Source organism: Telluria sp. AC161, from assembly GCF_979258535.1.
Genome location: NZ_OZ409861.1, coordinates 2,653,878 through 2,676,087, shown reverse-complemented (window position 1 = coordinate 2,676,087; position 22,210 = coordinate 2,653,878). Strand labels below are relative to the sequence as shown.

Annotated in this window: 18 protein-coding genes; 6 read left to right on the top strand and 12 right to left on the bottom strand. The window is 65.3% G+C overall.

From position 1 onward, the window contains the following. The first annotated feature begins 29 nt into the window (after positions 1 to 29). Complete coding sequence (locus ACZ0AJ_RS11960; protein ID WP_499454693.1) at positions 30 to 1,907, top strand: flagellar assembly protein A; 1,878 nt, start codon at positions 30 to 32, stop codon at positions 1,905 to 1,907. A 99-nt stretch (positions 1,908 to 2,006) separates the two neighbouring features. Next, the gene (locus ACZ0AJ_RS11955) at positions 2,007 to 2,489 is read left to right on the top strand and encodes a chemotaxis protein CheW (RefSeq protein WP_183557956.1); all 483 of its coding nucleotides are present in this window, start codon (positions 2,007 to 2,009) and stop codon (positions 2,487 to 2,489) included. 20 nt (positions 2,490 to 2,509) lie between these two features. On the opposite strand, the gene ACZ0AJ_RS11950 is transcribed toward ACZ0AJ_RS11955, so the two are convergent. From ACZ0AJ_RS11950 to dapC, 7 genes are all read right to left on the bottom strand, one after another. Further along, positions 2,510 to 4,483: an ATP-binding cassette domain-containing protein gene (locus ACZ0AJ_RS11950; RefSeq protein WP_499454692.1), complete on the bottom strand. Its 1,974-nt coding sequence runs from the start codon at positions 4,481 to 4,483 to the stop codon at positions 2,510 to 2,512. Positions 4,484 to 4,674: 191 nt separating this feature from the next. Then, a complete protein-coding gene (prmB, locus tag ACZ0AJ_RS11945; protein ID WP_499454691.1) occupies positions 4,675 to 5,565 on the bottom strand; it encodes a 50S ribosomal protein L3 N(5)-glutamine methyltransferase in 891 nt (296 codons plus the stop codon). 25 nt (positions 5,566 to 5,590) lie between these two features. Continuing rightward, on the bottom strand, positions 5,591 to 6,727 hold the full coding sequence (gene dapE, locus ACZ0AJ_RS11940) for a succinyl-diaminopimelate desuccinylase (protein ID WP_499454921.1): 1,137 nt from the start codon (positions 6,725 to 6,727) through the stop codon (positions 5,591 to 5,593). Next, complete coding sequence (locus ACZ0AJ_RS11935; protein ID WP_499454689.1) at positions 6,724 to 7,083, bottom strand: ArsC family reductase; 360 nt, start codon at positions 7,081 to 7,083, stop codon at positions 6,724 to 6,726. The genes dapE and ACZ0AJ_RS11935 overlap by 4 nt, the downstream gene beginning before the upstream one ends. Positions 7,084 to 7,124: 41 nt before the next feature. Continuing rightward, positions 7,125 to 8,270, bottom strand: a complete 1,146-nt coding sequence (locus ACZ0AJ_RS11930; RefSeq protein ID WP_183557984.1) for a PilT/PilU family type 4a pilus ATPase — start codon at positions 8,268 to 8,270, stop codon at positions 7,125 to 7,127. Between the two features lie 94 nt (positions 8,271 to 8,364). Then, positions 8,365 to 9,189 carry a 2,3,4,5-tetrahydropyridine-2,6-dicarboxylate N-succinyltransferase gene (dapD, locus tag ACZ0AJ_RS11925; RefSeq protein WP_258834795.1) on the bottom strand — a complete coding sequence of 275 codons (825 nt, stop codon included), beginning with the start codon at positions 9,187 to 9,189 and terminating at the stop codon, positions 8,365 to 8,367. A 42-nt stretch (positions 9,190 to 9,231) separates the two neighbouring features. After that, entirely contained in the window at positions 9,232 to 10,446 is a 1,215-nt protein-coding gene (gene dapC / locus ACZ0AJ_RS11920) for a succinyldiaminopimelate transaminase (RefSeq protein ID WP_499454918.1), read from the bottom strand. 141 nt (positions 10,447 to 10,587) lie between these two features. On the opposite strand from dapC, the gene ACZ0AJ_RS11915 reads away from it, so the two are divergent. Next, positions 10,588 to 11,361, top strand: coding sequence for a YoaK family protein (locus ACZ0AJ_RS11915; protein ID WP_499454686.1), 774 nt, complete (start codon positions 10,588 to 10,590; stop codon positions 11,359 to 11,361). A gap of 27 nt (positions 11,362 to 11,388) precedes the next feature. On the opposite strand, the gene ACZ0AJ_RS11910 is transcribed toward ACZ0AJ_RS11915, so the two are convergent. Beyond that, a complete protein-coding gene (locus ACZ0AJ_RS11910; protein ID WP_499454916.1) occupies positions 11,389 to 12,429 on the bottom strand; it encodes an AraC family transcriptional regulator in 1,041 nt (346 codons plus the stop codon). Positions 12,430 to 12,653: 224 nt separating this feature from the next. Between ACZ0AJ_RS11910 and ACZ0AJ_RS11905 the strand changes: the two genes are divergently transcribed. Further along, entirely contained in the window at positions 12,654 to 14,210 is a 1,557-nt protein-coding gene (locus tag ACZ0AJ_RS11905) for a glycerol-3-phosphate dehydrogenase/oxidase (protein ID WP_499454683.1), read from the top strand. A gap of 9 nt (positions 14,211 to 14,219) precedes the next feature. On the opposite strand, the gene ACZ0AJ_RS11900 is transcribed toward ACZ0AJ_RS11905, so the two are convergent. The 4 genes from ACZ0AJ_RS11900 to ACZ0AJ_RS11885 all read right to left on the bottom strand — a co-directional run bounded on the left by ACZ0AJ_RS11900 (position 14,220) and on the right by ACZ0AJ_RS11885 (position 18,589). Continuing rightward, a complete protein-coding gene (locus ACZ0AJ_RS11900) occupies positions 14,220 to 15,578 on the bottom strand; it encodes a diguanylate cyclase (protein WP_499454914.1) in 1,359 nt (452 codons plus the stop codon). Positions 15,579 to 15,737: 159 nt separating this feature from the next. After that, positions 15,738 to 16,931, bottom strand: coding sequence for an aminotransferase-like domain-containing protein (locus ACZ0AJ_RS11895; protein ID WP_499454680.1), 1,194 nt, complete (start codon positions 16,929 to 16,931; stop codon positions 15,738 to 15,740). A gap of 164 nt (positions 16,932 to 17,095) precedes the next feature. Further along, complete coding sequence (locus tag ACZ0AJ_RS11890; RefSeq protein ID WP_499454679.1) at positions 17,096 to 17,557, bottom strand: RidA family protein; 462 nt, start codon at positions 17,555 to 17,557, stop codon at positions 17,096 to 17,098. A gap of 111 nt (positions 17,558 to 17,668) precedes the next feature. Then, positions 17,669 to 18,589, bottom strand: coding sequence for a DMT family transporter (locus ACZ0AJ_RS11885; protein WP_499454678.1), 921 nt, complete (start codon positions 18,587 to 18,589; stop codon positions 17,669 to 17,671). A gap of 113 nt (positions 18,590 to 18,702) precedes the next feature. Between ACZ0AJ_RS11885 and ACZ0AJ_RS11880 the strand changes: the two genes are divergently transcribed. Both ACZ0AJ_RS11880 and htpG read left to right on the top strand, forming a co-directional pair. Next, on the top strand, positions 18,703 to 20,109 hold the full coding sequence (locus tag ACZ0AJ_RS11880) for an aminotransferase-like domain-containing protein (RefSeq protein ID WP_499454677.1): 1,407 nt from the start codon (positions 18,703 to 18,705) through the stop codon (positions 20,107 to 20,109). Between the two features lie 111 nt (positions 20,110 to 20,220). After that, positions 20,221 to 22,140 carry a molecular chaperone HtpG gene (gene htpG / locus ACZ0AJ_RS11875; protein WP_499454676.1) on the top strand — a complete coding sequence of 640 codons (1,920 nt, stop codon included), beginning with the start codon at positions 20,221 to 20,223 and terminating at the stop codon, positions 22,138 to 22,140. Positions 22,141 to 22,210: the final 70 nt, after the last annotated feature.

The following is a 22,210-nucleotide window of genomic DNA, read 5'->3' as shown; positions in this document are numbered from 1 at the left end:
CAATAATATCCGTCACCTGGAGCGCAAACGTGTCCGATGTCGCCTTGTCTTCTGCAGCACGCTTTGCCTCTGACGGACCCGAGCATTGCATCGTCCAGCGCGAGGACGGCGTGTATGCCGACCCGGAAGCGCTCGGCACGACACTCGCGGCTGCGCTCGACAACTTGCTGCGCGCCGGCCACTATCTGGCGGGGCTTGATTACCCGGTACTGATCAAGGCCCTGTATGACCATGGCCCGGCGTTGCCACGCGATGCTACGGGCCGGGTGCAGGTCTGCATCGCCAATGACATCCTGCCGTTCACCCCGGCACGCCAGGCGCTGTACCGCTCAGCCAAAATCACGGACGGCGAGGCCGAATACTACTTCGAGCCGGTGCTCGAGCCTGATCCGGACGGCGGCGAGCGGCCAGCCGCGCTCGATGCCGACGAATTCGTCGCCGACCTGTGGATCAAGGGGATCCGCTTCGGCGCCGATGTCGCCGCCATCGCCGAGGCCATCGGCAAGGGCGCGGCTGGCCGCTGCGTGGTGGCGCGCCGCCTCGCGCCCGTCGATGGCGACGCCGCACGCGTCGAAGAAGTCACGACCGAACTGCACCGCAGCAATGCGCCGCTTCAGCTGGCCAATGGCAAGCTCGACCTCATGAGCTTCCAGAACCGCTTCCCGCAAGTGCGTATGGGCACGCGCCTGCTGCGCAAGGTGCCCCGCACGGCGGGCACCCCGGGTTTCGAGCTGACCGGCATCCCGCTTCTGGCCCAGATCGGGGCTGACCTCGACCTGGCCGCGTACGCCGCCGAAGGCACCGGCATCGACATCGTCCCCGCCGGCGAATTTTTGATTGCGCGCCGCGACGGCTTTTTAAATGTCGACCCGGATAGCAGCCGCATCGCCATCTCCGACAAGATCGTCAGCCGCGACGGCGTCAGCGCCAGGACCACGGGCAACCTGAACCTGAGCGGCGACTACGAAGAATTCGGTGAAGTCCAGGAGCAGCGCACCATCGAAGGCGGCAGCATCACCGTGCACGCGAACGTGTATGGCCACGTGCTCTCGCGCGGCGGCGCCATCCGCCTGGAGCGCAATCTGGTTGGCGGCAGCGCGCGCAATATGAATGGCGGCGTGCGCGTGCTGGGCGTGGCCTCCAGCGCGACGATCCAGGCGGCCCGGGGCGACGTGGTGCTGGGGCGGGCCGAGAACTGCGTGATTTCCGGTGCCCGTATCCGGGTCGATAGCGCGATCAACTGCGAGATCATGGGCGACGACGTCGAGGTCACGCACGCCGAGGGCAGTGCGATTGCCGGCCGGCGCGTCAGGATCGGCCGCGCCGCGCCATGGAAGCAGGGCGAGATGCTGGTGTATCTGCTGCGGCCCGATTGCGCGCGCATCGACGATGCGATGGCCCAGGTCCGCGAGCGGATCGGCCAGTTCGGCCAGCTCGCAGCGCGCCACCGCGCATCGATCGAGACGCTGACGGCCCAGCCGCACCTGAGCACCTACCTGAAGATCGCGCCGCGCATCCGCAGCGGCGACCTGGTGCTCAAGCCCGAGCAGATACCGCAATTCCAGCGCATGACCGATGCTGCGGGACCGGCGCTCAAGGAGCTTGGCCGCTTGTCGGACGAAGCAAAGAAGCTCGACGCCGAACGGCAGTCGGGGATGGCGGTGCTGGGCCGCCTGGAAGCGCAGCGCTACGATCGCGTCGGCGCGGCGCAGATCGCGCTCGAGGCAATCGCCGGCGAGGTGCAGGTACGCGCGTTGCCGTACGAGCCGGACCTTGGCTGCATCTGGGACCAGGTGCCGCGCGACATCCGGCTGCGCCTGCGCGACGCCATCGGCACCGAATTGCTGCATGCCGGCCGCGAGGGCGCCTGGGCCTGGGATTCCGCATCCGCGACCTTGTTGGGATGATCCTCCACGCCCGGGGAGCGGCCAGTCTGAATTGATGGTAGTCAACATCAGGCCGGGAGGCAGGCATACGATGGTGGTCGGACTGACGAAGGATCCACCATGCACACCACATCGCGCGCGCCACGGTCTGGCGCACCCCGGGATTACCTCAGCTTCATGCTCGACGGGCAGGAGTACGGACTCGATTGCGCGCGCGTGCAAGAACTCAAACTGCTCAAGTCCCTCGAACGCTTCGCGGAAGACGGCGACATCATCGGCGGCGTGGCGCTGTCGCATGGCGTGATCCTGCCAGTGATCGACATGCGCACCACTGCTACCCAAGTAGTGGACGCGCACGGCGGTGTGGTGCACCCCGATACCGACGTGATCATCCTGCGCCTGTCGAGCGGCCTGGTGGGAATGGTGGTGGAAGGGGTGACGGGCATCGTGCACGTGCGCCCGGAGGCCGTGCAAACCGTCCCGGGCGAAGCGGGCGCCAGTTACCTGATCGGCATCGCCCGCATCGACGGCCGGTGCGTCGTGTTGATCGACATCGATGGCCTGATGTCGTTGTCGCCGCGGCGGCCGCTCAGGGCCGCCTGACGGCGTCTTGCTCTACGGGCTTACGCCAGCGCTTCCAGCTGTTCCTGCAATTCCAGCCACTCCATCTCGAACGTTTCCAGATCCCGCGCCACGAATGCCTGGTCGGCCACCAGCGTCTTGAGACGATCCTTGTTCTGCGCATCGTAGATCGTCGGGTCGAGCAGGGCGGCATCGATCGTCGCCTTCTTTGCCTGCAGCTTGGCCATCTGCTCGTCCAGACGCTTGACCTTGTTCTCGATCGGTTTGCGCTGCGCGGCATTGCGCTGGCGTTCTTCGGCGCCCAGGCGCTTCTGTTCCTTGCGCTCGGCTGGCGTGGCGCTTGGCACCGGCGCGACGGGCGCAGCGGTCTTGGCCAGCGGCAGGATGTCGGTGCCTTTGCCCAGCTTGGTCTTGAACAGCCAGTCCTTGTAGTCGTCCAGGTCGCCGTCGAACGGTTGCAGGCGGCCGTCGGCGACGATGATGAATTCATCGGTCGTCGCGCGCAGCAGGTGGCGGTCGTGGGACACGACGATCAGCGTGCCTTCGAACTGCGCCAGCGCCATCGTCAGCGCTTCGCGCGTTTCCAGGTCCAGGTGGTTGGTCGGTTCATCGAGCAGCAGCAGGTTAGGACGCTGCCAGACGATCAGGGCCAGCGCCAGGCGCGCCTTCTCGCCGCCCGAGAACGGCTTGATCGAGCTGGTCACCATGTCGCCCGGGAAGTTGAAGCTGCCCAGGAAGTTGCGCAGTTCCTGCTCGCGCACTGTCGGCGCGATCTTGGCCAGGTGCCACAGGGGCGACTCGTCATGGCGCAGCATCTCGACCTGGTGCTGGGCGAAGTAGCCGATCGACAGGCCTTTACCAATGGTCGCTTCGCCGGTCAGCGGCATCAGCTCGCCGGCGATGGTCTTGATCAGCGTCGACTTGCCGGCGCCGTTCACACCCAGCAGGCCAATGCGCTGGCCGATGGTCAGCGAAAAGTCGATGTGGTTGACGATGGTTTTCTTGCCGACCTTGTCGCCATGCTCGTCGAGCAGGAAATAGCCGGCGTCGACCTTGTCGAGCACCAGCAGCGGATTCGGCGCCGATAGCGGCTCGCGGAAGTCGAACGAGAACTCGGCTGCGGCGCGCAGCGGCGCCAGCTCTTCCATCTTGGCCAGGGCCTTCATGCGGCTCTGGGCCTGGCGCGCCTTGGAGGCCTGCGCCTTGAAGCGGTTGACGAACGACTCGAGGTGCGCGCGCTGGCGCTGCTGCTTCTCGAGTGCGCCGGCGGCCAGGATCATCTGGGCGGCGCGCTGGCGCTCGAAGCCCGAGTAGTTGGCCGTGTAGCGCTTCAGCTTGCGCTCGTCGATGTGCACGATCACGTTGACGACTTCGTCGAGGAAGTCGCGATCGTGGGAAATGATGATCAGGGTACCCGTGTAGCGCTTGAGCCAGTCTTCGAGCCAGATGATCGCATCCAGATCCAGGTGGTTGGTCGGTTCATCGAGCAGCAGCAGGTCAGAAGGGCACATCAGCGCCTGCGCCAGGTTCAGGCGCATGCGCCAACCACCCGAGAAACTCGCCACCGGCTGGTTCATCTGCGCCAGCGAAAAGCCCAGACCCAGCAGCAGCTGTTCGCCGCGCGACTGCACCGTGTAGCCGTCAGCGTCGGCCAGCATGCCGTGCAGCTCGCCCAGGCGCATGCCGTGGGCGTCGACGTCCGGGTGCGATTCCAGTTCTTCCAGCTCGGCCTGGAGCTTGCGCAGGCCGACGTCGCCGTCAATCGCGTAATCGAGTGCCGCGCGGTCGAGCGCTGGCGTCTCTTGCGCCACGTATGCCATGCGCCATTTGGCCGGGAAGTCGATCTGGCCCTGGTCCGGGTGCAGCTCGTTACGGAGCATGCCGAACAGGCTCGATTTGCCGGCGCCGTTGGCGCCGATCAGGCCGATCTTGTCGCCCGGGTTGAGGGTCAGGTCGGCATCGACGAGCAGCGGCTTGGTGCCGCGCATCAGGCTGACGTTCTGGATACGGATCATGGTGTCGCTTCGTGTAGGGTGGGCGGCTGTGCCGCCCACGCGGTGATAGTTAGAGGTGCCGGTCTAGGGCCGGATGGTCTTGCCGTGATGGTTATTGGTTCCGGTTTCGTGCCGGATGATCTTGCTGGTATCGATCACCGCGTGGTCGGCGTAGCCGACCACCCTACGATCAATGAGCGGCAGGAGTGTTGTTAAACGTTTTGCAGTTGTTCGGCCGTCAGCAGGAACACGGCATCGTCGCCAATGCTCGTGGTCAGCCAGGTCAGGCCCAGGTGGCCGAACGCGGCTTCGGCGTACTCGCGCTCGTTGCCGATTTCCACCACCAGGATGCCTTCCGGCGTCAGGCGCTCGGCGGCACCGGCGATGATCTTGCGCACCAGATCCATGCCGTCTTCGCCGCCGGCCAGCGCGATCTGCGGCTCGACCATGTATTCCTGTGGCAGCGTGCGCATCGATTCAGCGTTGACGTATGGCGGGTTGGTGATGATCAGGTCGTACTTCTTGAACGGCACGTTCTCGTACAGGTCGGACTCGATCGGGTTCACGCGCCCTTCAAGTTTGTATTCGCGGATGTTCGTCTCGGCCACGGCCAGCGCATCCTTCGAGATGTCGATCGCATCGACCACCGCGTTGGCAAACGTATCGGCCATCATGATCGCCAGGCAACCGCTGCCGGTGCACAGTTCGAGCACGTTTTCCACGCCATCCGGGTCCACCAGCCATGGGCTGAACTGCTGCGGAATCAGCTCGGCGATGAACGAGCGCGGCACCAGCACGCGTTCGTCGACATAGAAGCGGTATTCGCCGAGCCACGCTTCTTTGGTGATGTAGGCCGCCGGCACGCGCTCGGTCACGCGGCGCTCGATCACGGCCAGCACCTGCAGCACTTCGTCGTCCAGCAGCCTGGCGTCGAGGAACGGCTCCAGGCGGTCGAGCGGCAGCTTCAGGGTGTGCAGGATCAGGTAGGCGGCTTCGTCGAACGCTTCGACGCTGCCATGGCCGAAGAACAGCTTGGCACCGTTGAAACGGGTGATCGCATAGCGCAGCAGGTCGCGCGGCGTGGAGAATGAGGTGGTGGTCATGGCCTGGATGATGGGTTGTAAGACTTCAAGCGGCCAGCAGGCGCTGGAGCGTACGGCGATAGATATTCTTCAGGGGATCGATGTAGCGCAGTTCGATGTGCTCGTCGATTTTGTGAATGCTGGCGTTCGGTGGGCCGAATTCTATCACCTGAGGGCAGATGCGGGCGATGAAGCGGCCATCCGAGGTCCCTCCAGAGGTCGATAATTCGGTATGCACGCCCAGTTCGTCGCTGATCGCCGTGCAGACGGCGTCCGACAACGTGCCTTTCTCGGTCAGGAACGGCAGGCCCGACAAGGTCCAGTCCAGATCGTAGTCCAGGCCATGGCGATCCAGGATCGCATGCACGCGCGCCTGCAGGCCCTCGGCCGTGCTGGCGGTCGAGAAGCGGAAGTTGAACTCCAGGCTCACGCTGCCGGGGATCACGTTATTGGCACCGGTGCCGGCGGCGATGTTCGACACCTGCCAGCTGGTGGGCGCGTAGTACTCGTTACCCTCGTCCCAGACTTCCAGCGTCAGTTCGGCCAGTGCCGGCGCGGCCTGGTGGATCGGATTGCGCGCCAGTTGCGGGTAGGCGATGTGGCCCTGGATGCCCTTGACCGTCAGGTGGCCCGACAGCGACCCGCGGCGGCCATTCTTGATCGTGTCGCCCAGCACGTGGTTCGAGGTCGGCTCGCCGACCAGGCAGTAGTCAGGCGCGACGCCCCGTTCTTCGAGCAGGTCGCAGACGATGGCGGTGCCGTCGACCGCCGGGCCTTCTTCGTCGCTCGTGATCAACAACGCGATCGAGCCGCGGTGCTCAGGATAGGCGGCAATGAACTCTTCGCAGGCGACGACCATCGCCGCGATCGACGTCTTCATGTCGGAGGCGCCGCGCCCGTACAGCTTGCCGTCGCGTTGCGTCGGCATGAACGGCTCGGAGGTCCACTGGTGCAGTGGGCCGGCCGGCACCACATCGGTATGGCCGGCAAACACGAACAGCGGCGCGTTCTCGCCCTTGCGGGCCCACAGATTGGTCACGCCGTTCGAGACGATCGTCTCGCACACGAAGCCCAGCGGCGCCAGCAGTTCGATCAGGCGCTGCTGGCAGCCCTTGTCCTGTGGCGTGATCGAGTCGAGTGCGATCAGCTCTTCAGTGAGCAGCAGGGTGCGTGACGGCCTCATGCTGCCGCCCCGAATTTTTCTTCAAATGCGGCCGGCGAAAAACCGACCGTCACTGGTCCGGCGCCTTGAACGACCGGGCGCTTGATGACCGACGGGTTCTCGAGCATCAGCGCCAGCGCGCTGTCGGCATCGACGATCGATGCCTTGCGTTCCTCGGTCAGGTTGCGCCAGGTGGTGCCCTTGCGGTTGACCAGCGTAGTCCAGTCGAGGTCTTGCAGCCAGCTCTTCACCAGTTCAGGCGTAAGCCCCTGCTTCTTGAAGTCGTGGAAGGTGAAGTCAATGCCGTGATCCTGCAGCCAGGTGCGGGCTTTTTTCACGGTGTCGCAATTGGGGATGCCGTAGAGGGTAGTCGTCATGGGGGAAGTAAAAAAGCGGGCGGCAGCGCCGCCCGGGAACATCAGGTATTGAGCGTGAACTCGGTAAACGAGGCGCCGCCCTTGGGCTCGCTGGCCTTGTCGTCCAGCTGCTGCTGGACCTGGCTATCGGGCCCGTTGTTGAGCAGCCAGAGCAGGTTGGTGGCCGAGTCGGCGTTGGCCAGGCCTTCGTCCTGCGTCACATGGCCTTCCTTGATCAGGTGGAACAGGGCGCCTTCGAACGATTGCGAGCCGGCCGACAGGCTCTTGTCCATCGCTTCCTTGATCTGGCTGATTTCGCCCTGTTCGATCAGGTCGGCGATGTAGCGGGTATTGAGCATGACTTCGACCGCCGCGCGGCGCGCACCGCCGGCAGCGGCCTTGACGAGCCGCTGCGACACGATGGCCTTGATGCTCGAGGCCAGGTCCTGCAGCAGCGCGTTGCGATTTTCGAGCGGGTAGAAGCTGATGATGCGGTTAAGCGCGTTGTAGCTGTTGTTGGCGTGCAGCGTGGCCAGCACCAGGTGGCCGGACTGCGCATAGGCCAGCGCGGCCTGCATCGTTTCGCGGTCGCGGATTTCGCCGATCAGGATGCAGTCGGGCGCCTGGCGCATCGAGTTTTTCAGCGCGATGCCGAAGTCGTGCGTGTCGCTGCCGATCTCGCGCTGGTTGACGATCGATTTCTTGTTCTTGAACAGGTATTCGATCGGGTCTTCCAGCGTCAGGATATGCCCGGTGCGCAGGTCGTTGCGATGGTCGAGCATCGACGCGATGGTGGTCGACTTGCCCGAGCCCGTGGCGCCCACGATCAGCATCAGGCCGCGCTTTTCCATGATCAGTTCGGCCAGCACCGGCGGCAGGCCCAGCTCGGCCAGTGGCGGGATGGTCGCCGGGATGAAGCGGAACACGGCCGAGATCGAGCCGCGCTGGCGAAACGCCGACAGGCGGAACCGGCCCACGTTTGCGACCGACACGCCCATGTTCAATTCATTGTCGCGCTGGAGTTCGTCGATCTGCTCTGGCGTCGCGATTTCGGACAGCAGCGACAGGATGTTCTCGGGTTCGAGGCGATGCTGGTTGATGGGAATGAGCGCACCGTTGATCTTGATGTGCACCGGGGAGTTCACGGCGAAGAACATGTCGGACGCGTTCTTCTCTTTCATCAGCTGGAACAGGCGGTCCATGGCCATCGCATCGTCTCCGTCAATCGGGGAAATTACAAAAGCCGGTCGAACGGGTCGTGATGCAATCCCGTTCGACCGGCTGGTCCTGCTACCTGCGCAATCAGTCGCCGCGCAGCAGGTCGTTGATCGCCGTCTTCGAGCGCGTCTGTGCATCGACGCGCTTGACGATGACGGCGCAGTACAGGCTGTACTTGCCATCGGCGGACGGCAGGCTGCCCGAGACGACGACCGAACCCGATGGCACGCGGCCGTACGACACTTCGCCGGTGGCGCGGTCATAGATCTTGGTCGATTGGCCGATGTAGACGCCCATCGAGATCACCGAGTTTTCTTCGACGATGACGCCTTCGACGATCTCGGAACGGGCGCCGATGAAGCAGTTGTCTTCGATGATGGTCGGGTTGGCCTGCATTGGTTCGAGCACGCCGCCGATACCGACGCCACCCGACAGGTGGACGTTCTTGCCGATCTGCGCGCACGAACCGACCGTGGCCCAGGTATCGACCATCGTGCCTTCGTCGACGTAGGCGCCGATGTTGACGTACGACGGCATCAGGACGACGTTCTTGCCGATGAAGCTGCCGCGACGTGCGACGGCCGGCGGCACCACGCGGAAACCGCCGCGTGCGAAGTCTTCGGGCGTGTAGTCGGCGAACTTGGTCGGGACCTTGTCGTAGAACTGGATGTCGCCCGAGACGACCGGCACGTTGTTCTCGAGGCGGAACGACAGCAGCACGGCCTTTTTGAGCCACTGGTTCACGACCCAGGTGCCGGTGTCCTTCTGCGCGACGCGCAGGCTGCCGTCGTCGAGGCCGGCAAGCACGTGGGCAACTGCGTCACGCAGTTCGGCGCTGGCGCTGTTCGGGCTGATGTCGGCGCGCTGTTCCCAGGCGGTGTCGATGATGTTCTGGAGTTGTTGGGTCATGGTGCTGGTCTTGGTTGGAATGATTTCAGGGGTGCAGAGGCGTCAGGCGAGGCCCTGGCAGAACTGGACGATGCGGTTGGCCGCTTCCAGTCCTTCGTCGACGCTGGCCACCAGGGCCATGCGGATGCGGTCCTGGCCCGGGTTCTGCCCGTGCGCATCGCGCGCCAGGTAGCTGCCCGGAAGGACCGTGACATTATAGTCGGCGTACAGGCGCCGTGCGAACTCGACATCCGACAGCCCGGTACGGCGCACGTCGGCCCACAGATAGAAGCCGGCGTCGGGCAGTTCGACGTCCATCACCTGCTTGAGCAGCGGTGTGAGCAGATGGAATTTTTCTTTGTACAGCGTGCGGTTGTCCTGCACGTGCTGCTCGTCGTTCCAGGCCGCGATCGACGCTGCCTGCACGGGGGGCGACATCGCGCCGCCGCAGTAGGTGCGGTACAGCAGGAAGCGCTTCATCGCCACCGGGTCACCGGCCACAAAGCCCGAGCGCATGCCCGGCACGTTCGAGCGCTTCGACAGGCTCGAGAACACGATCAGGTTGCGGTAGGGCTGCTCGCCGCTGCTGCGGCCCAGCTGGTGCGCCGCTTCCAGCGCGCCCAGCGGGGGCGTGCTGCCCGTATAGATCTCGGAATAGCATTCGTCGGCCGCAATCAAGAAGCCCCAGCGGTCCGACAGCGCGAACAGGTCGCGCCAGTCGTCCAGCGTGAGCGTGGCGCCGGTCGGGTTGCCGGGCGAGCAGACATACATCAGCTGCACGCGCGGCCATACGTCATCTGGCACGCTTGCGTAGTCGGGGGCGAAATTGCGGCCCGGTTCCGAGTTGACGAACCACGGCGCGGCGCCGGCCAGGTAGGCCGCGCCCTCGTAGATCTGGTAGAACGGGTTCGGGCACACGACCAGCGGATCGGGCCTGGACGCGTCGATCACGCATTGCGCGATGGCAAACAACGCCTCGCGCGAGCCGTTCACTGGCAGCACCATCGTGGCCGCGTCGAGCGCCGGCAAGCCGTAGCGCCGTTCAAGCCAGGCGGCGATCGCGGTGCGCAGCGGCTCGCTGCCGATCGTGCTCGGATAACTGGCCAGGCCCGATACCGCATGCATCAGCGCTTTCTCGATGAACGCGGGCGTCGGATGTTTCGGCTCGCCGATGCCAAGACTGATGGGCGTGTAGTCCGGGTTCGGTGTGACGCCGGCAAACAACTGGCGCAGTTTTTCGAACGGGTAGGAATGGAGTTTGTCGAGATGGGGGTTCACGGCGATACCAGTGTGCGCTTTTGGCTAATTTTTCATTATAGCGCCAGGAATCGCCGCCACGGCGCATACACTTAAAGTGATTTGCGGTAACATCTGACGTCAATACCCACCTGTAATGTCCACGCCGAAAGTCGATTTTCCGTGCCGATCAATTACGCGCGCAGCCTGACCGGACACGCCCGCACGCCGGGCGCCAACCGCCACCTGGGCGTGGCGCTGGCCTTTGTTGCCGGCGCCATCAATGCAGGCGGCTTTCTTGCGGTGCGCGAGTACACGTCGCACATGACCGGCATCGTCTCGGGTGCGGCCGATCATCTGGTGCTCGGCCAGACCGACCTGGTGCTCGCGGCGCTGGGCGCCTTGTTCAGCTTCATGCTGGGCGCGGCCAGCACCGCGATTCTCGTCAATCTCGTGCGGCGTCATGGCCTGCACAGCGGTTTCGCGCTGCCGCTGGTGCTCGAGGCGATCCTGCTGCTGGTGTTCGGCATCCTGGGCGCACGGCTCAATGACATCGATGCGCTGTTCATCCCGCTGACCGTGATGCTGCTGTGTTTCATGATGGGCTTGCAAAACGCCGTCATCACCAAGGTCTCGCACGCCGAAATCCGCACCACCCACATGACCGGCATCGTGACCGACATCGGCATCGAGCTGGGCAAGCTGGCGTACTGGAACCGGGACGGCGGCCTGCGCCAGCCGAAGGTCTCAGCCAACCTGGGCCGCCTGGCCCTCATGGTGGCGCTGCTGGCCGCATTCTGCATCGGCGGCGTGGCCGGTGCGCTGGGCTTCAAGCACCTGGGCTACCTGTCGACGATTCCGCTGGCCGCGTTCCTGTGCGTGCTGGGCATCGTGCCGGTGATCGACGACACGCTGCGCGTGCTCGGGCGCGGCCGGCGGGCGGGGCACGACGCCTGAACGCAATTTACCGGCCGGCCTGATCCGTCAGGCAGCCTGTGCGCGCCATGCCCCTGGATTGACGCCGCTCCACTCGCGAAACGCGTGCGTGAACGCGCTCTGGTCCTGGAATCCCAACAAGAATGCGATATCGGCCAGGCCCAGTTCGCGCCGCCGCAAATAATCCTGCGCCAGAGCGAAGCGCACGTCATCGAGCACCTGCTGGAAGCTCGATCCGGCCTCGGCCAGCTTGCGCTGCAGCGTGCGCGCCGACAATCCCAGTTCTGCCGCCACCGGCGCCAGGCGTGCCTGGCCATCGGGCAGCCGCTGGGTCAGCGCCGTCGTCACCCGCGCCACGATGCCGTCGGCGACCAGGGCGCGCTGCGCCAGCAGCCCCTCGGCATGCTGGTGCAGCACCGGGTAGAGGCTGGGGTCGGCGTTCGGCACCGGCATGTCCAGCAGCGCCACGTCGAAGGCGGCGCAGTGGCGTGGCGCGTCGAAGGTGGGCGCCATGCCCAGCACGCGCCGGTATTCGTCGTGGCCGTGACCGGGATCGGCGTGCCGGAAGCGCATTGCCTGCGGTGTCAGCGGCCGGCCCGCCATCCAGCTGCCGAACACGGCAATGCCGGCATACACGCTTTCGGCCAGGTGACGCGTGGCGTCCGGATAGCGGCTGATCCATTCATATTGTGCATGCGCGCCCTCGATCCCCAGCCGGCTGCGGCCCAGGTCGTGCGCAAGCGATTCATAGCGCTGCGTCAGCGCCATCGCGTGACCGAAACTGCTGCAGGCCAGCAGCAGCAGGCCGTATGCGCTGTAGGTCGCGGGCCGCACCTGTTCGCCGACATGCAGGCCAAAAAACGGATCGTTCGCCAGTCGCGCGCCAGCATCGAGCAGGGCGATGTAGCGTGCTGTGGACAGGGTGGCGGGGAGCGGCTCGAGTGCATCAGCGGCAAGGCCAACGGCGTCAGCAAGCGCGTCGCGCGTGACACCGCGTGCGAGCGCAGCATCGAGCAGCGCCTGCAGGTAGGCGCCAGTCACGCGGGCGTGATGGGGCAAGTGTGGCGTGATGGAGCAAGGCGATGGCATGAATGCGCAATACAGTTGGCGGAGCCCTGACTAGTCTGGCAAAAAGGGCAACTTGTGCCCAGTATAACGGGAAGCGTATCAATGCGGCGTTGGAACGGCTGGAGTAACGAAGTAATGGCGATGCAACTGCAAGACCGGCCCCGGGCGCTGGATGCCCGGCGATGTGTCGTGTCGCGCCGGTCCGGCCCTGACGGCTGCATGCGCGCCAACGCGATGGAGCGGCCATGACGACGTTCCCGCCACCACGCGACTGGGACGTGCTCGTGATCGGCGGCGGCATCACGGGCGCCGGCGTCCTGCTCGAAGCGGCGCGCCGTGGCCTCAAAACGCTGCTGGTCGAGCAGGCCGACTTTGGCTGCGGCACCTCGAGCCGCTCGTCGAAACTGATGCACGGCGGCCTGCGCTATCTGGCTGCCGGCAGCCTGCGCCGCACGCGCGACGCGGTGGCCGAGCGCGAGGCGCTGCTGCGCGCAGCGCCCGGCCTGGTCGATGCGCAGCCGTTCGCGTTCGCCAACCATGGCGCCGACCTCACGCGTCGCCTTGGCCTGCTGTCGATGCTGCGCGTGGTCGACCTGCTCACGGGCCGGCGCGAACCGCAATGGCAGCGCCAGGACGCGCTGCGCAAGCCGGCCCCGGATGCGCCCGATCCGCGCAGCGCCGGCAGCATCCGCTACACCGACGCCAAGACCGACGATGCGCGCCTCGTGCTGCGCGTGCTGGGCGAGGCGCGCACCCATGGCGCGGTGGCCTGCAATTACGTGACCGTGCAATCGCTCGTGCGCGATGGCGGCAAGGTGCATGGCGCCTTGCTGCGCGACGAGCGCACCGGCGCCGAGACGGCCGTGCGCGCCCGCCTGGTGATCGACGCCACCGGCGCGCCGCCGGCGCCTGCCAACGCCGGCGCCAACGACACTGCGCCGCGCCTGCGCTGGCTGCGCGGCAGCCACCTGCTGCTGCCGGCCGACCGCCTGCCATTGACCGAAGCCGTCAGCCTGCTGCATCCGCTCGACGGTCGTCCCGTGTTTGCGTTTCCGTGGGAGGGCGTGACGCTGGTGGGCACGGCCGACATCGACCAGGCCGACGACGTCAACGCGCAGCCGAGCATCACGCGCCGCGAATTCAATTACCTGATGGCGGCCGTACAGGCGCAGTTTGCGCCGCTGGCGCTGGTCGAAGCCGACGTGCTGGCCACGTTTGCCGGCGTGCGCCTCGTGTTCGACAGCGGCAGCGACGGCGTATCGATCAGCGACAAGCGCGAGCATCTGGTGTGGTCCGAACCCGGCCTGGTGTCGGTTGCGGGCGGCACGTTGACCACGTTCCGCCTAGCCGCGCGCGACGTGCTGCGCGAAGCGGCGCGCCAGTTGCCGGGCTGGCAGATGCGCACCGAGCGCGGGGCCGTGTTCGCGCGCGCCAGTGCGCCGGCGCGGCGCGACCTGCCGCCCAATGTACTGCGCCGGCTGACGGGCCGGCATGGCGCACACGTCAAGGCGCTGCTCTCGGCCGCGCACGCGGGCGAGCTCGAATGCATTCCGGGCACGCACACACTGTGGGCCGAGCTGCGCTGGGCGGCGCGCGCCGAGCAGGTGTACCGCCTCGACGACCTGCTGCTGCGCCGCACGCGCCTGGGCATCCAGCTGACCGATGGCGGCGCCGCCCTCATGGGCCGGGTGCGCGCGATCTGCCAGAAGGAGCTGGGGTGGGACGATGCACAGTGGGATGCGCAGGAAAAACGGTATATCGCGGCCTGGCGGTTGCAGCACGCGGTGCCGCCTTCCTCGTAACGGGCAGGCTCAGGGCGCGCGGCCGCCGCGCACGGTATCCAGCGTCGTCCCCGCCTGCAGCATGACGACCTGATTGCGCCCGCGCGCCTTGGCCTCGTACATGGCCCGGTCGGCCGAGATGAACAGCGAACGCAGATCGTCGAACAGCGTCGGCACGATGCAGGCCACGCCCACGCTGACCGTGACGACGCCGGCGCACTCGGCGCGCGGATTCGGCATGGCCAGGTCCTCGATGTGGGCGCGGATCGTTTCACCGAGACTCGCGGCGTTTGCGGCGCTGGTATCGGCCAGCAGCACGACAAATTCCTCACCGCCATAGCGCGCCGCGAGATCGGTTGGGCGCATCGCATGCGATTGCAGCGCTTCGGCGATCGCCTGCAGGCAGGTGTCGCCGGCGGCGTGGCCCAGGCTGTCGTTGTAGCCCTTGAAATGGTCGACGTCGATCACGATCAGCGACAGCGGCTGGCCGTTCCTGATCGCGCGCTGCCATTCTTTTTCGAGGAAGGCGTCGAAGTGGCGGCGGTTGGCGATGCGCGTGAGCGGGTCGACCAGGGCGGCATGCTGCAGCGCCGTCTCGGACTGCTTGTGGTGCGTGATGTCGTGCAGCAGGATGACGAACAGGGTTTCGTCGCCGGCCATCGGCGAGAGCCCCATGTCGATCGCACGCAGTGCGCCGTCGGGCTGGCGCAGCAGCACTTCGCGCGTGCCCCGGCAGCGCGCAGCAGCATGCTCGTCCGACGGGTTGGCGAAGAAGGCGGCGTAGTCGTGGGCCGCCGGCGGCTCGAGCAGGTCATACAGCGGGCGCCCGACGAGCAGGTTGCGCGGCTGCGCCAGGAAGCCTTCGCTGGCCGGGTTGGCAAAGGCGATGCACCCGCTTGCATCGACGAGCATCAGGCCTTCGTCCATCCCGTCGACGACCAGCTGGAGGCGCTCGGCCTGCTGTTTCTGGCTGTCGCTGCTGCTGCGCAGGCGCAGCTGGGCACGCACACGCGCGCAAACTTCGGCCATGCGCACGGGCTTGGCGATGTAATCGGCGGCGCCGGTGTCGAAGCCGGCGACGACGTCATCGGTTTCGCCGCATTCGGTGACGAAGATGACGGGAATATGGGTGGTGTCGGGCGCGCGCTTGAGGCGGCGGCAGATTTCCAGACCGTCGAGGTCGGGCAGGCGGACGTCGAGCAGGATCAGGTCGGGCTGGACGCGCTGCGCGATGTCGAGCGCGCGCTTGCCGCTGCTGGCAACGAAGGTCTGGTAGCCCTGCTGTCGCATCATGTCTTGCAACAAGCCGACGCTGTCGGGGGCGTCGTCGACGATCAGAATGGCGGATTGGCGCGCCGGAGCTGCAAGCGCTAGAGCAGGGTGCATCATCAATTGCGGAAAGACCTCATCAGTGTGAGGAAATCATAACCGCAATCCAAGGTAATCAGACAACTGATCTTGCCAGAAACCCACCACGTGATACAGTTGTTGCAATAATGCAACTGAACCGTTGTTGGCCCGCGGATGACTCGCGGGCCAAACAGGCTGTTACAGCATGCCGGCGATGAGCTTGCCGAGGATGGCAATGCCTTCGCGAATGCGTTCCGGTGGCACCGTCACGAACGACAGGCGCAGCGTGTTCGATGCTGGATCATTGGCGTAGAACGGCGCGCCCGGCACGAACGCCACCTTGGCGGCGAGCGACTGTTCGAGCAGTTTCATCGCGTCGATCTGCTGTGGCAGCGTGACCCAGATGAACATGCCGCCTTCCGGTTCGGTCCAGCTGACGCTCGTCGGGAAGTGTTCTTTCATCGCGTCGAGCATGCACTGGCACTGGTCGCTGTACAACTTGCGGATGGTCGGGATGTGCTCGTCGAGGAAACCATCCTTGACGACTTCGTGCACGACCATCTGCGTGAGCTGCGCGGTGTGCAGGTCGGCGGCCTGCTTGGCCAGCTCTAGGCGGCGCACCAGCGGCAGCGGAGCGCACACGTAACCGAGGCGAATGCCTGGCGTGAGCACCTTCGAGAACGAACCCATGTAGATGACGCCGTCCGGGTTCATGGCGACCATCTTCGGCATCGGCTCGCCGCGGTACGACAGCGAACCGTACGGATCGTCCTCGATCAGCGGGATGGCCAGGCGCGCGCAGGTTTCCACCAGTTCGCGGCGGCGCTCGAGCGACAGGCTGCGGCCGGTCGGGTTCTGGAAGTTCGGCAGCGAGTACAGCATGCGCGCGCCCTTGGCGACGGCGTCGATCGAGGATGGCACCAGGCCGTGCTCGTCGGTGTCGACCGATTTGAATTCTGGGCGGTACACCGAGAACGCCTGCAGCGCACCCAGGTAGCTCGGGGTTTCGACCAGAACTCGGCTGCCTTCGTCGACCAGCACCTTGCCGAGCAGGTCGAGCGCCTGTTGCGAGCCGGACGTCATCAGGATCTGTTCCGGCAGGATGATCGAGCCTTCGGTCGACAACGAATTGGCAATCCATTCGCGCAGTGGCGCGTAGCCGTCGGTCGGGCCGTATTGCAGCGCTACCTTGCCGGCTTCGCTCAGCACCTTGTCGTAGGCCGCTTTCATGCGCTCGACCGGGAAGGTCGCAGGCGACGGCAGGCCGCCGGCGAACGAAATGATGTCCGGACGCTGGGTGATCTTCAGGATTTCGCGGATGAAGGAGCTTTGCAGCTGCGCGGCGCGTTCCGAGAACTGCCACTGGATAGGATTGGGGTTGTCGATTTTCATACTTGTCTCGCAGGAAGGGGCACGGTCGTGCCGGGCCATTATATAGAACACGCCGGGTAGGCGATCTCTTGTCGGCGGACGGCGCCGGGTCAGCGCCACCCGTGAATCACAGTAAAGGAAACACCGGCGAATGTGCGCCGGTTATTGCCACGCAAACGCTGTGTTTATGCCACTTCGACGATCATCTCGATCTCGACGCAGGTGCCGCGCGGCAGCGATGCAACGCCAAAGGCCGAACGCGCGTGCTTGCCGGCGTCGCCGAACACGTCGCCGATCAGTTCCGACGCGCCGTTCGTGACCAGGTGCTGTTCGTTGTAGTCCGGGGTCGATGCAACCAGGCTCATGAGCTTGACGATGCGCTTGACGCGGGTCAGGTCGCCGCCGACCGCCTCCTGCAGCGTCCCGATCAGGTCGATGGCGACCGAGCGTGCAGCGGCCTGGCCGTCTGCGGTGGTCTTGTCGCGGCCCAGGATGCCGGCGTTCGGCGAACCGTCGGCATTCTTGGCGATGTGGCCCGAGATGAACACGAGGTTGCCGGTCTGGACGTACATGACGTAGGCTGCGGCCGGGGTCGCTGGCGCTTCCAGCGTGATGTTCAGTTCTTTGAGTTTGTCGTAGACGGTCATGGAATTTCCAGGGTGCGTGAATGAATCCGGTATTGTACGTCGAGCGCAGGTTGTCGAGCGAACCATGCTGTCCGTTCTTCTGCCCGTCGTGCTGCCCGCTGTGCTGCCCGATCATGAGGCCTGACGGCATACCTGCAGCCGACGGCCGGCGCATACGACCCCAATCACGGCCAGTGCGAACAGGCAGTTGCTCAGCGCCAGCCGCTCGCCGAGCAGCACTGCCGCGCCGAGCAAGCTCATGAACGGCTGCAGCAGCTGCACCTGGCCGACTCGCGCGATTCCACCCAATGCCAGGCCGCGATACCAGAAAAAGAAGCCGACGAACATCGAGATCGCCGTGACATACGCCAGCCCGGCCCAGGCGGCGGGACCGACGGCGGCAACGTCGACCGGGTGGCGCGCGAGATGCCAGGCCAGCATCGGCGCGGCGAGCGGTACGGCCAGCAGCAGCGCCCAGCAAATCGTCCCGGGTCCACCCAGCGTGCGCGCCAGCTTGCCGCCTTCGGCATAGCCCATCGCGCCGGCGGCCAGTGCCGCAAACATCAAGAGGTCGGCCGAGTGCAGCACGCCGCCACCCTGGAACAACGCGAACGCCACCACGATCGCCGCGCCGAGCACGGCCATCAGCCAGAAGGCCGGTGAAGGCCGCTCGTCGCCGCGCAGCGCTGCATGGATCGTTGTCATCAGCGGCAGCAGGCCGGCCAGCACGGCGCCATGCGCGGCGGGCAGGGCGCGCAACGCCATCGAACTGAGCAGGGGAAAGCCGATTACCACGCCCAGCATCACAAGGCTAAGAGGCAACCAGGCGCCCCGTGGCGGCAGCGGGGCGCGGCGCCAGACAAGCCAGCCGGCAGCCAGCGCGGCCGCGCCCAGCGCCCGGGCCAGCGCCGCGAACAGCGGATCGAGATCCATGACCGCCATGCGGGTGAATGGCATGGTCAGGCTGAACATGGCCACACCTGCCAGCCCGAGCAGCATGCCGCGGGATTCGTCGCGGCTGGTGGACGACGCGGGGTGGGCGATGGCGGTCATGCGGCTCCTTTTGCAGGGGTTGTGTGAATGAAGTACTTCGGACTATCCTACGACCACCGACCAATACAGTCCCAGTACAGTTGTCCCGATAATTTACCCACTGTGGTGGAGCGATGACCAATACACCCGCCTTTGCCTTTACCCGTGCCGAGGGCGAGCCGCTGGCCGAGCAGATCGTGCGCGCCGTGGCCGCGCGCGTCGACGAGCGCCTGCTGCGGCCAGGTGCGCGCATGCCGTCGATTCGCCAGTTCGCTGCCAGCCACGGTGTCTCGCCATTCACCGTGGTGGCCAGCTACGACCGGCTGGTGGCGCAGGGTTATCTGGAATCGCGGCGTGGCGCCGGCTTCTTCGTACGAGAGCGGCAGCCTGTGCCGGCGCGGTTGGCGACGCAACCGGCCGCGGTGCCGGATTCGCTCGACATCGCCTGGCTGGTGCGCAGCATGTTCCGCCAGGCGCCGCTGGGTTTTCAGCCCGGTTCCGGGGTGTTGCCGGCCGGCTGGCTGGATGGTCCGGCGGTGGCCAATGCGCTGCGCGCGCTGAGTCGCCAGAATTGTGATGGCCTGCTGGGCTATGGCCCGCCGCACGGCTTTTTGCCGCTGCGCCAGCAACTTCAGCTGAAGCTGGCCGAGATGGAAATCGAGGCCGGGCCGGAGCAGCTCGTGACCACGCTCGGCGTGACCCAGGCGCTCGACCTGGTGGCGCGCGAATTCTGCCAGCCGGGCGACACGGTGCTGGTCGACGATCCGGCCTGGTTCCTGATGTTCGGGTCGTTCGCGGCACTGGGCCTGAAGGTGGTCGGCGTGCCGCGCCGGGCCGATGGGCCGGATCTGGCGCAGCTCGAGCACCTGGCCGCACTGCACCGGCCGCGCCTGTTCGTCATCAATTCGGTCTTGCACAATCCGACGTCGTCGTCGATATCGGCGGCCAAGGCATTCCAGGTGCTGCGCCTGGCCGAGCAACACGGGTTTCTGGTGGTCGAAGACGATATCTATTGCGACTTGCACCCGGGTGGCGCCACGCGCCTGGCTGCACTGGACGGCTTGCAGCGCGTGATCTACCTGGGCGGGTTTTCGAAGTCGATGGCGGCCAATCTGCGGGTGGGCTTCATCGCCACCTCGCGCGAGCGCGCGCTGCGATTGTCGGATCGCAAGATGCTCGCCACGCTCAGCACGAGCGACCTTGGCGAGCGGATCGTCTACAAGATCCTGAGCGAGGGCCACTACCGCAAGCATCTCGACCGCATCCGGGCGCGCCTGGACAAGGCACGGCCCGGGGCGCTGCGCCGGCTTGAAACGCTGGGTCTGGCGGTCGAGTCGGCACCGGCTGCCGGCATGTTCGTCTGGGTCGATGCCGGCTGCGATACCAATGCGTTGACGGCGCGGGCACTCGGGTTGGACATCTTGCTGGCACCGGGCAGCCTGTTCTCGCCCAACCAGCAGCCATCGACCCGCATGCGCCTGAACCTGGCGGCGCTGCAGGATCCGGCCGTCTGGCGCTTTCTGGAGACGCGCGGCGCCTGACGTCGGGATGTCTGGATATTGCTTATCAAAAATATCTCTTGAAATCCCCCGGCAGGGCCACATATGCGTCCGAGTCTGACCAACCCCTATTTGTCTTTAACGAGGAACAAGATGGCACACGCCGAAAAAGAAACCCTTGGATTTCAGGCTGAAGTAAAACAGCTGCTGCAACTGATGATTCACTCCTTGTACTCCAACAAGGAAATCTTCCTGCGCGAATTGATCTCGAACGCGTCGGATGCCTCCGACAAGCTGCGCTTCGAGGCGATCAACAACGACGCCCTGTACGGCAACGACCACGAACTGAAAATCAAGGTGGCGTTCGATGCCGCCGCCAAGACGATCACGATCTCGGACAACGGTATCGGCATGAACCGTGACGAAGTGATCTCGCACCTGGGCACCATCGCCAAGTCGGGCACCAAGGAATTCTTCAGCAAGCTCTCGGGCGACCAGCAGCAGGACGCGGCGCTGATCGGCCAGTTCGGCGTGGGCTTCTATTCGGGCTTCATCGTCGCCTCGAAAATCACCGTCGAGACCCGCCGCGCAGGCGCCGACGCGTCCGAAGGTGTGCGCTGGGAGTCCGCCGGCGAAGGCGATTACAGCATCGAGCAGATCGAAAAAGCCGGTCGCGGCACCGACGTGATCCTGCACCTGCGCGACGGCGAAGAAGAACTGCTGTCGGCATGGAAGCTCAAGTCGATCATCCGCAAATACTCCGACCACATCTCGCTGCCGATCGTGATGCAGAAAGAAGAGTGGGACGAAGAAAAGAAGGAAACCGTCCTGAAGGACGACGTCGAGACCGTGAACCAGGCCAGCGCGCTGTGGGCACGCTCGAAGAACGACATCACCGAAGAGCAGTACAACGAGTTCTACAAGCACGTCTCGCACGACTTCCAGGAACCGCTGACCTACACCCATAACCGGGTCGAGGGCCGCAGCGAATACACGCAACTGCTGTATGTGCCGGCGCACGCGCCGTTCGACCTGTGGGACCGCAACAAGCGCGGCGGCATCAAGCTGTACGTCAAGCGTGTCTTCATCATGGACGACGCCGAGCAGCTGATGCCAACCTACCTGCGTTTCATCAAGGGCGTGATCGACTCGAGCGACCTGCCACTGAACGTCTCGCGTGAAATCCTGCAGGAGTCGCGCGACGTGCGCGTGATCCGCGAAGGCTCGACCAAGCGCGTGCTGGGCATGCTGGAAGAAATGGCGAACTCGGAAGAGCAGGCCGGCAAGGACAAGTACGCGACCTTCTGGAAGGAATTCGGCCAGGTGCTCAAGGAAGGCGTAGGCGAGGATGCGACCAACAAGGACCGCATCGCCAAGCTGCTGCGCTTTGCCTCGACCGCCAATGACTCGGACGCCCAGACGGTCTCGTTCGCCGACTATATCGGCCGCATGAAAGAAGGCCAGGACAAGATCTATTACGTCACGGCCGATAACTACAACGCCGGCAAGAACAGCCCGCACCTGGAAATCTTCCGCAAGAAGGGCGTCGAAGTCATCCTGATGACCGACCGCGTCGACGAGTGGATGCTGTCGTTCTTCACCGAGTTCGAAGGCAAGGAACTGGTATCGGTTGCCAAGGGCGGCCTGGACCTGGGCGCGCTGGAAGACGAGACCGAGAAGAAGGAACATGCCGAGACCGAGGCCGGTTACAAGGAACTGGTCGAGAGCATGAAGGGCGCGCTGGGCGAGAAGGCCAAGGACGTGCGCGTGACGTTCCGCCTGACCGATTCGCCGGCCTGCCTGGTGGCGGACGACAACGAGCTGTCGGGCAACCTGCTGCGCATGCTCAAGGCCGCAGGCCAGGACGCGCCGGAATCCAAGCCGATCCTCGAGATCAACCCGGACCACCCGCTGGTGCAGCGCCTGAAGTACGAAGACACGACGAGCCCGCGCTTTGCCGACTGGTCGCACATCCTGTTCGATCAGGCAATGCTGGCCGAAGGCGGCAGCCTGAGCGATCCGGCGTCGTTCGTGAAGCGCTTGAACGAAATGCTGCTCTCTGGCGCGAAATAAGCGCTTGACCCGTTAGTGTAAAAGCCGCCGCTCCCGTTACCGGGAGTGGCGGCTTTCTGTTTTTGGGGCT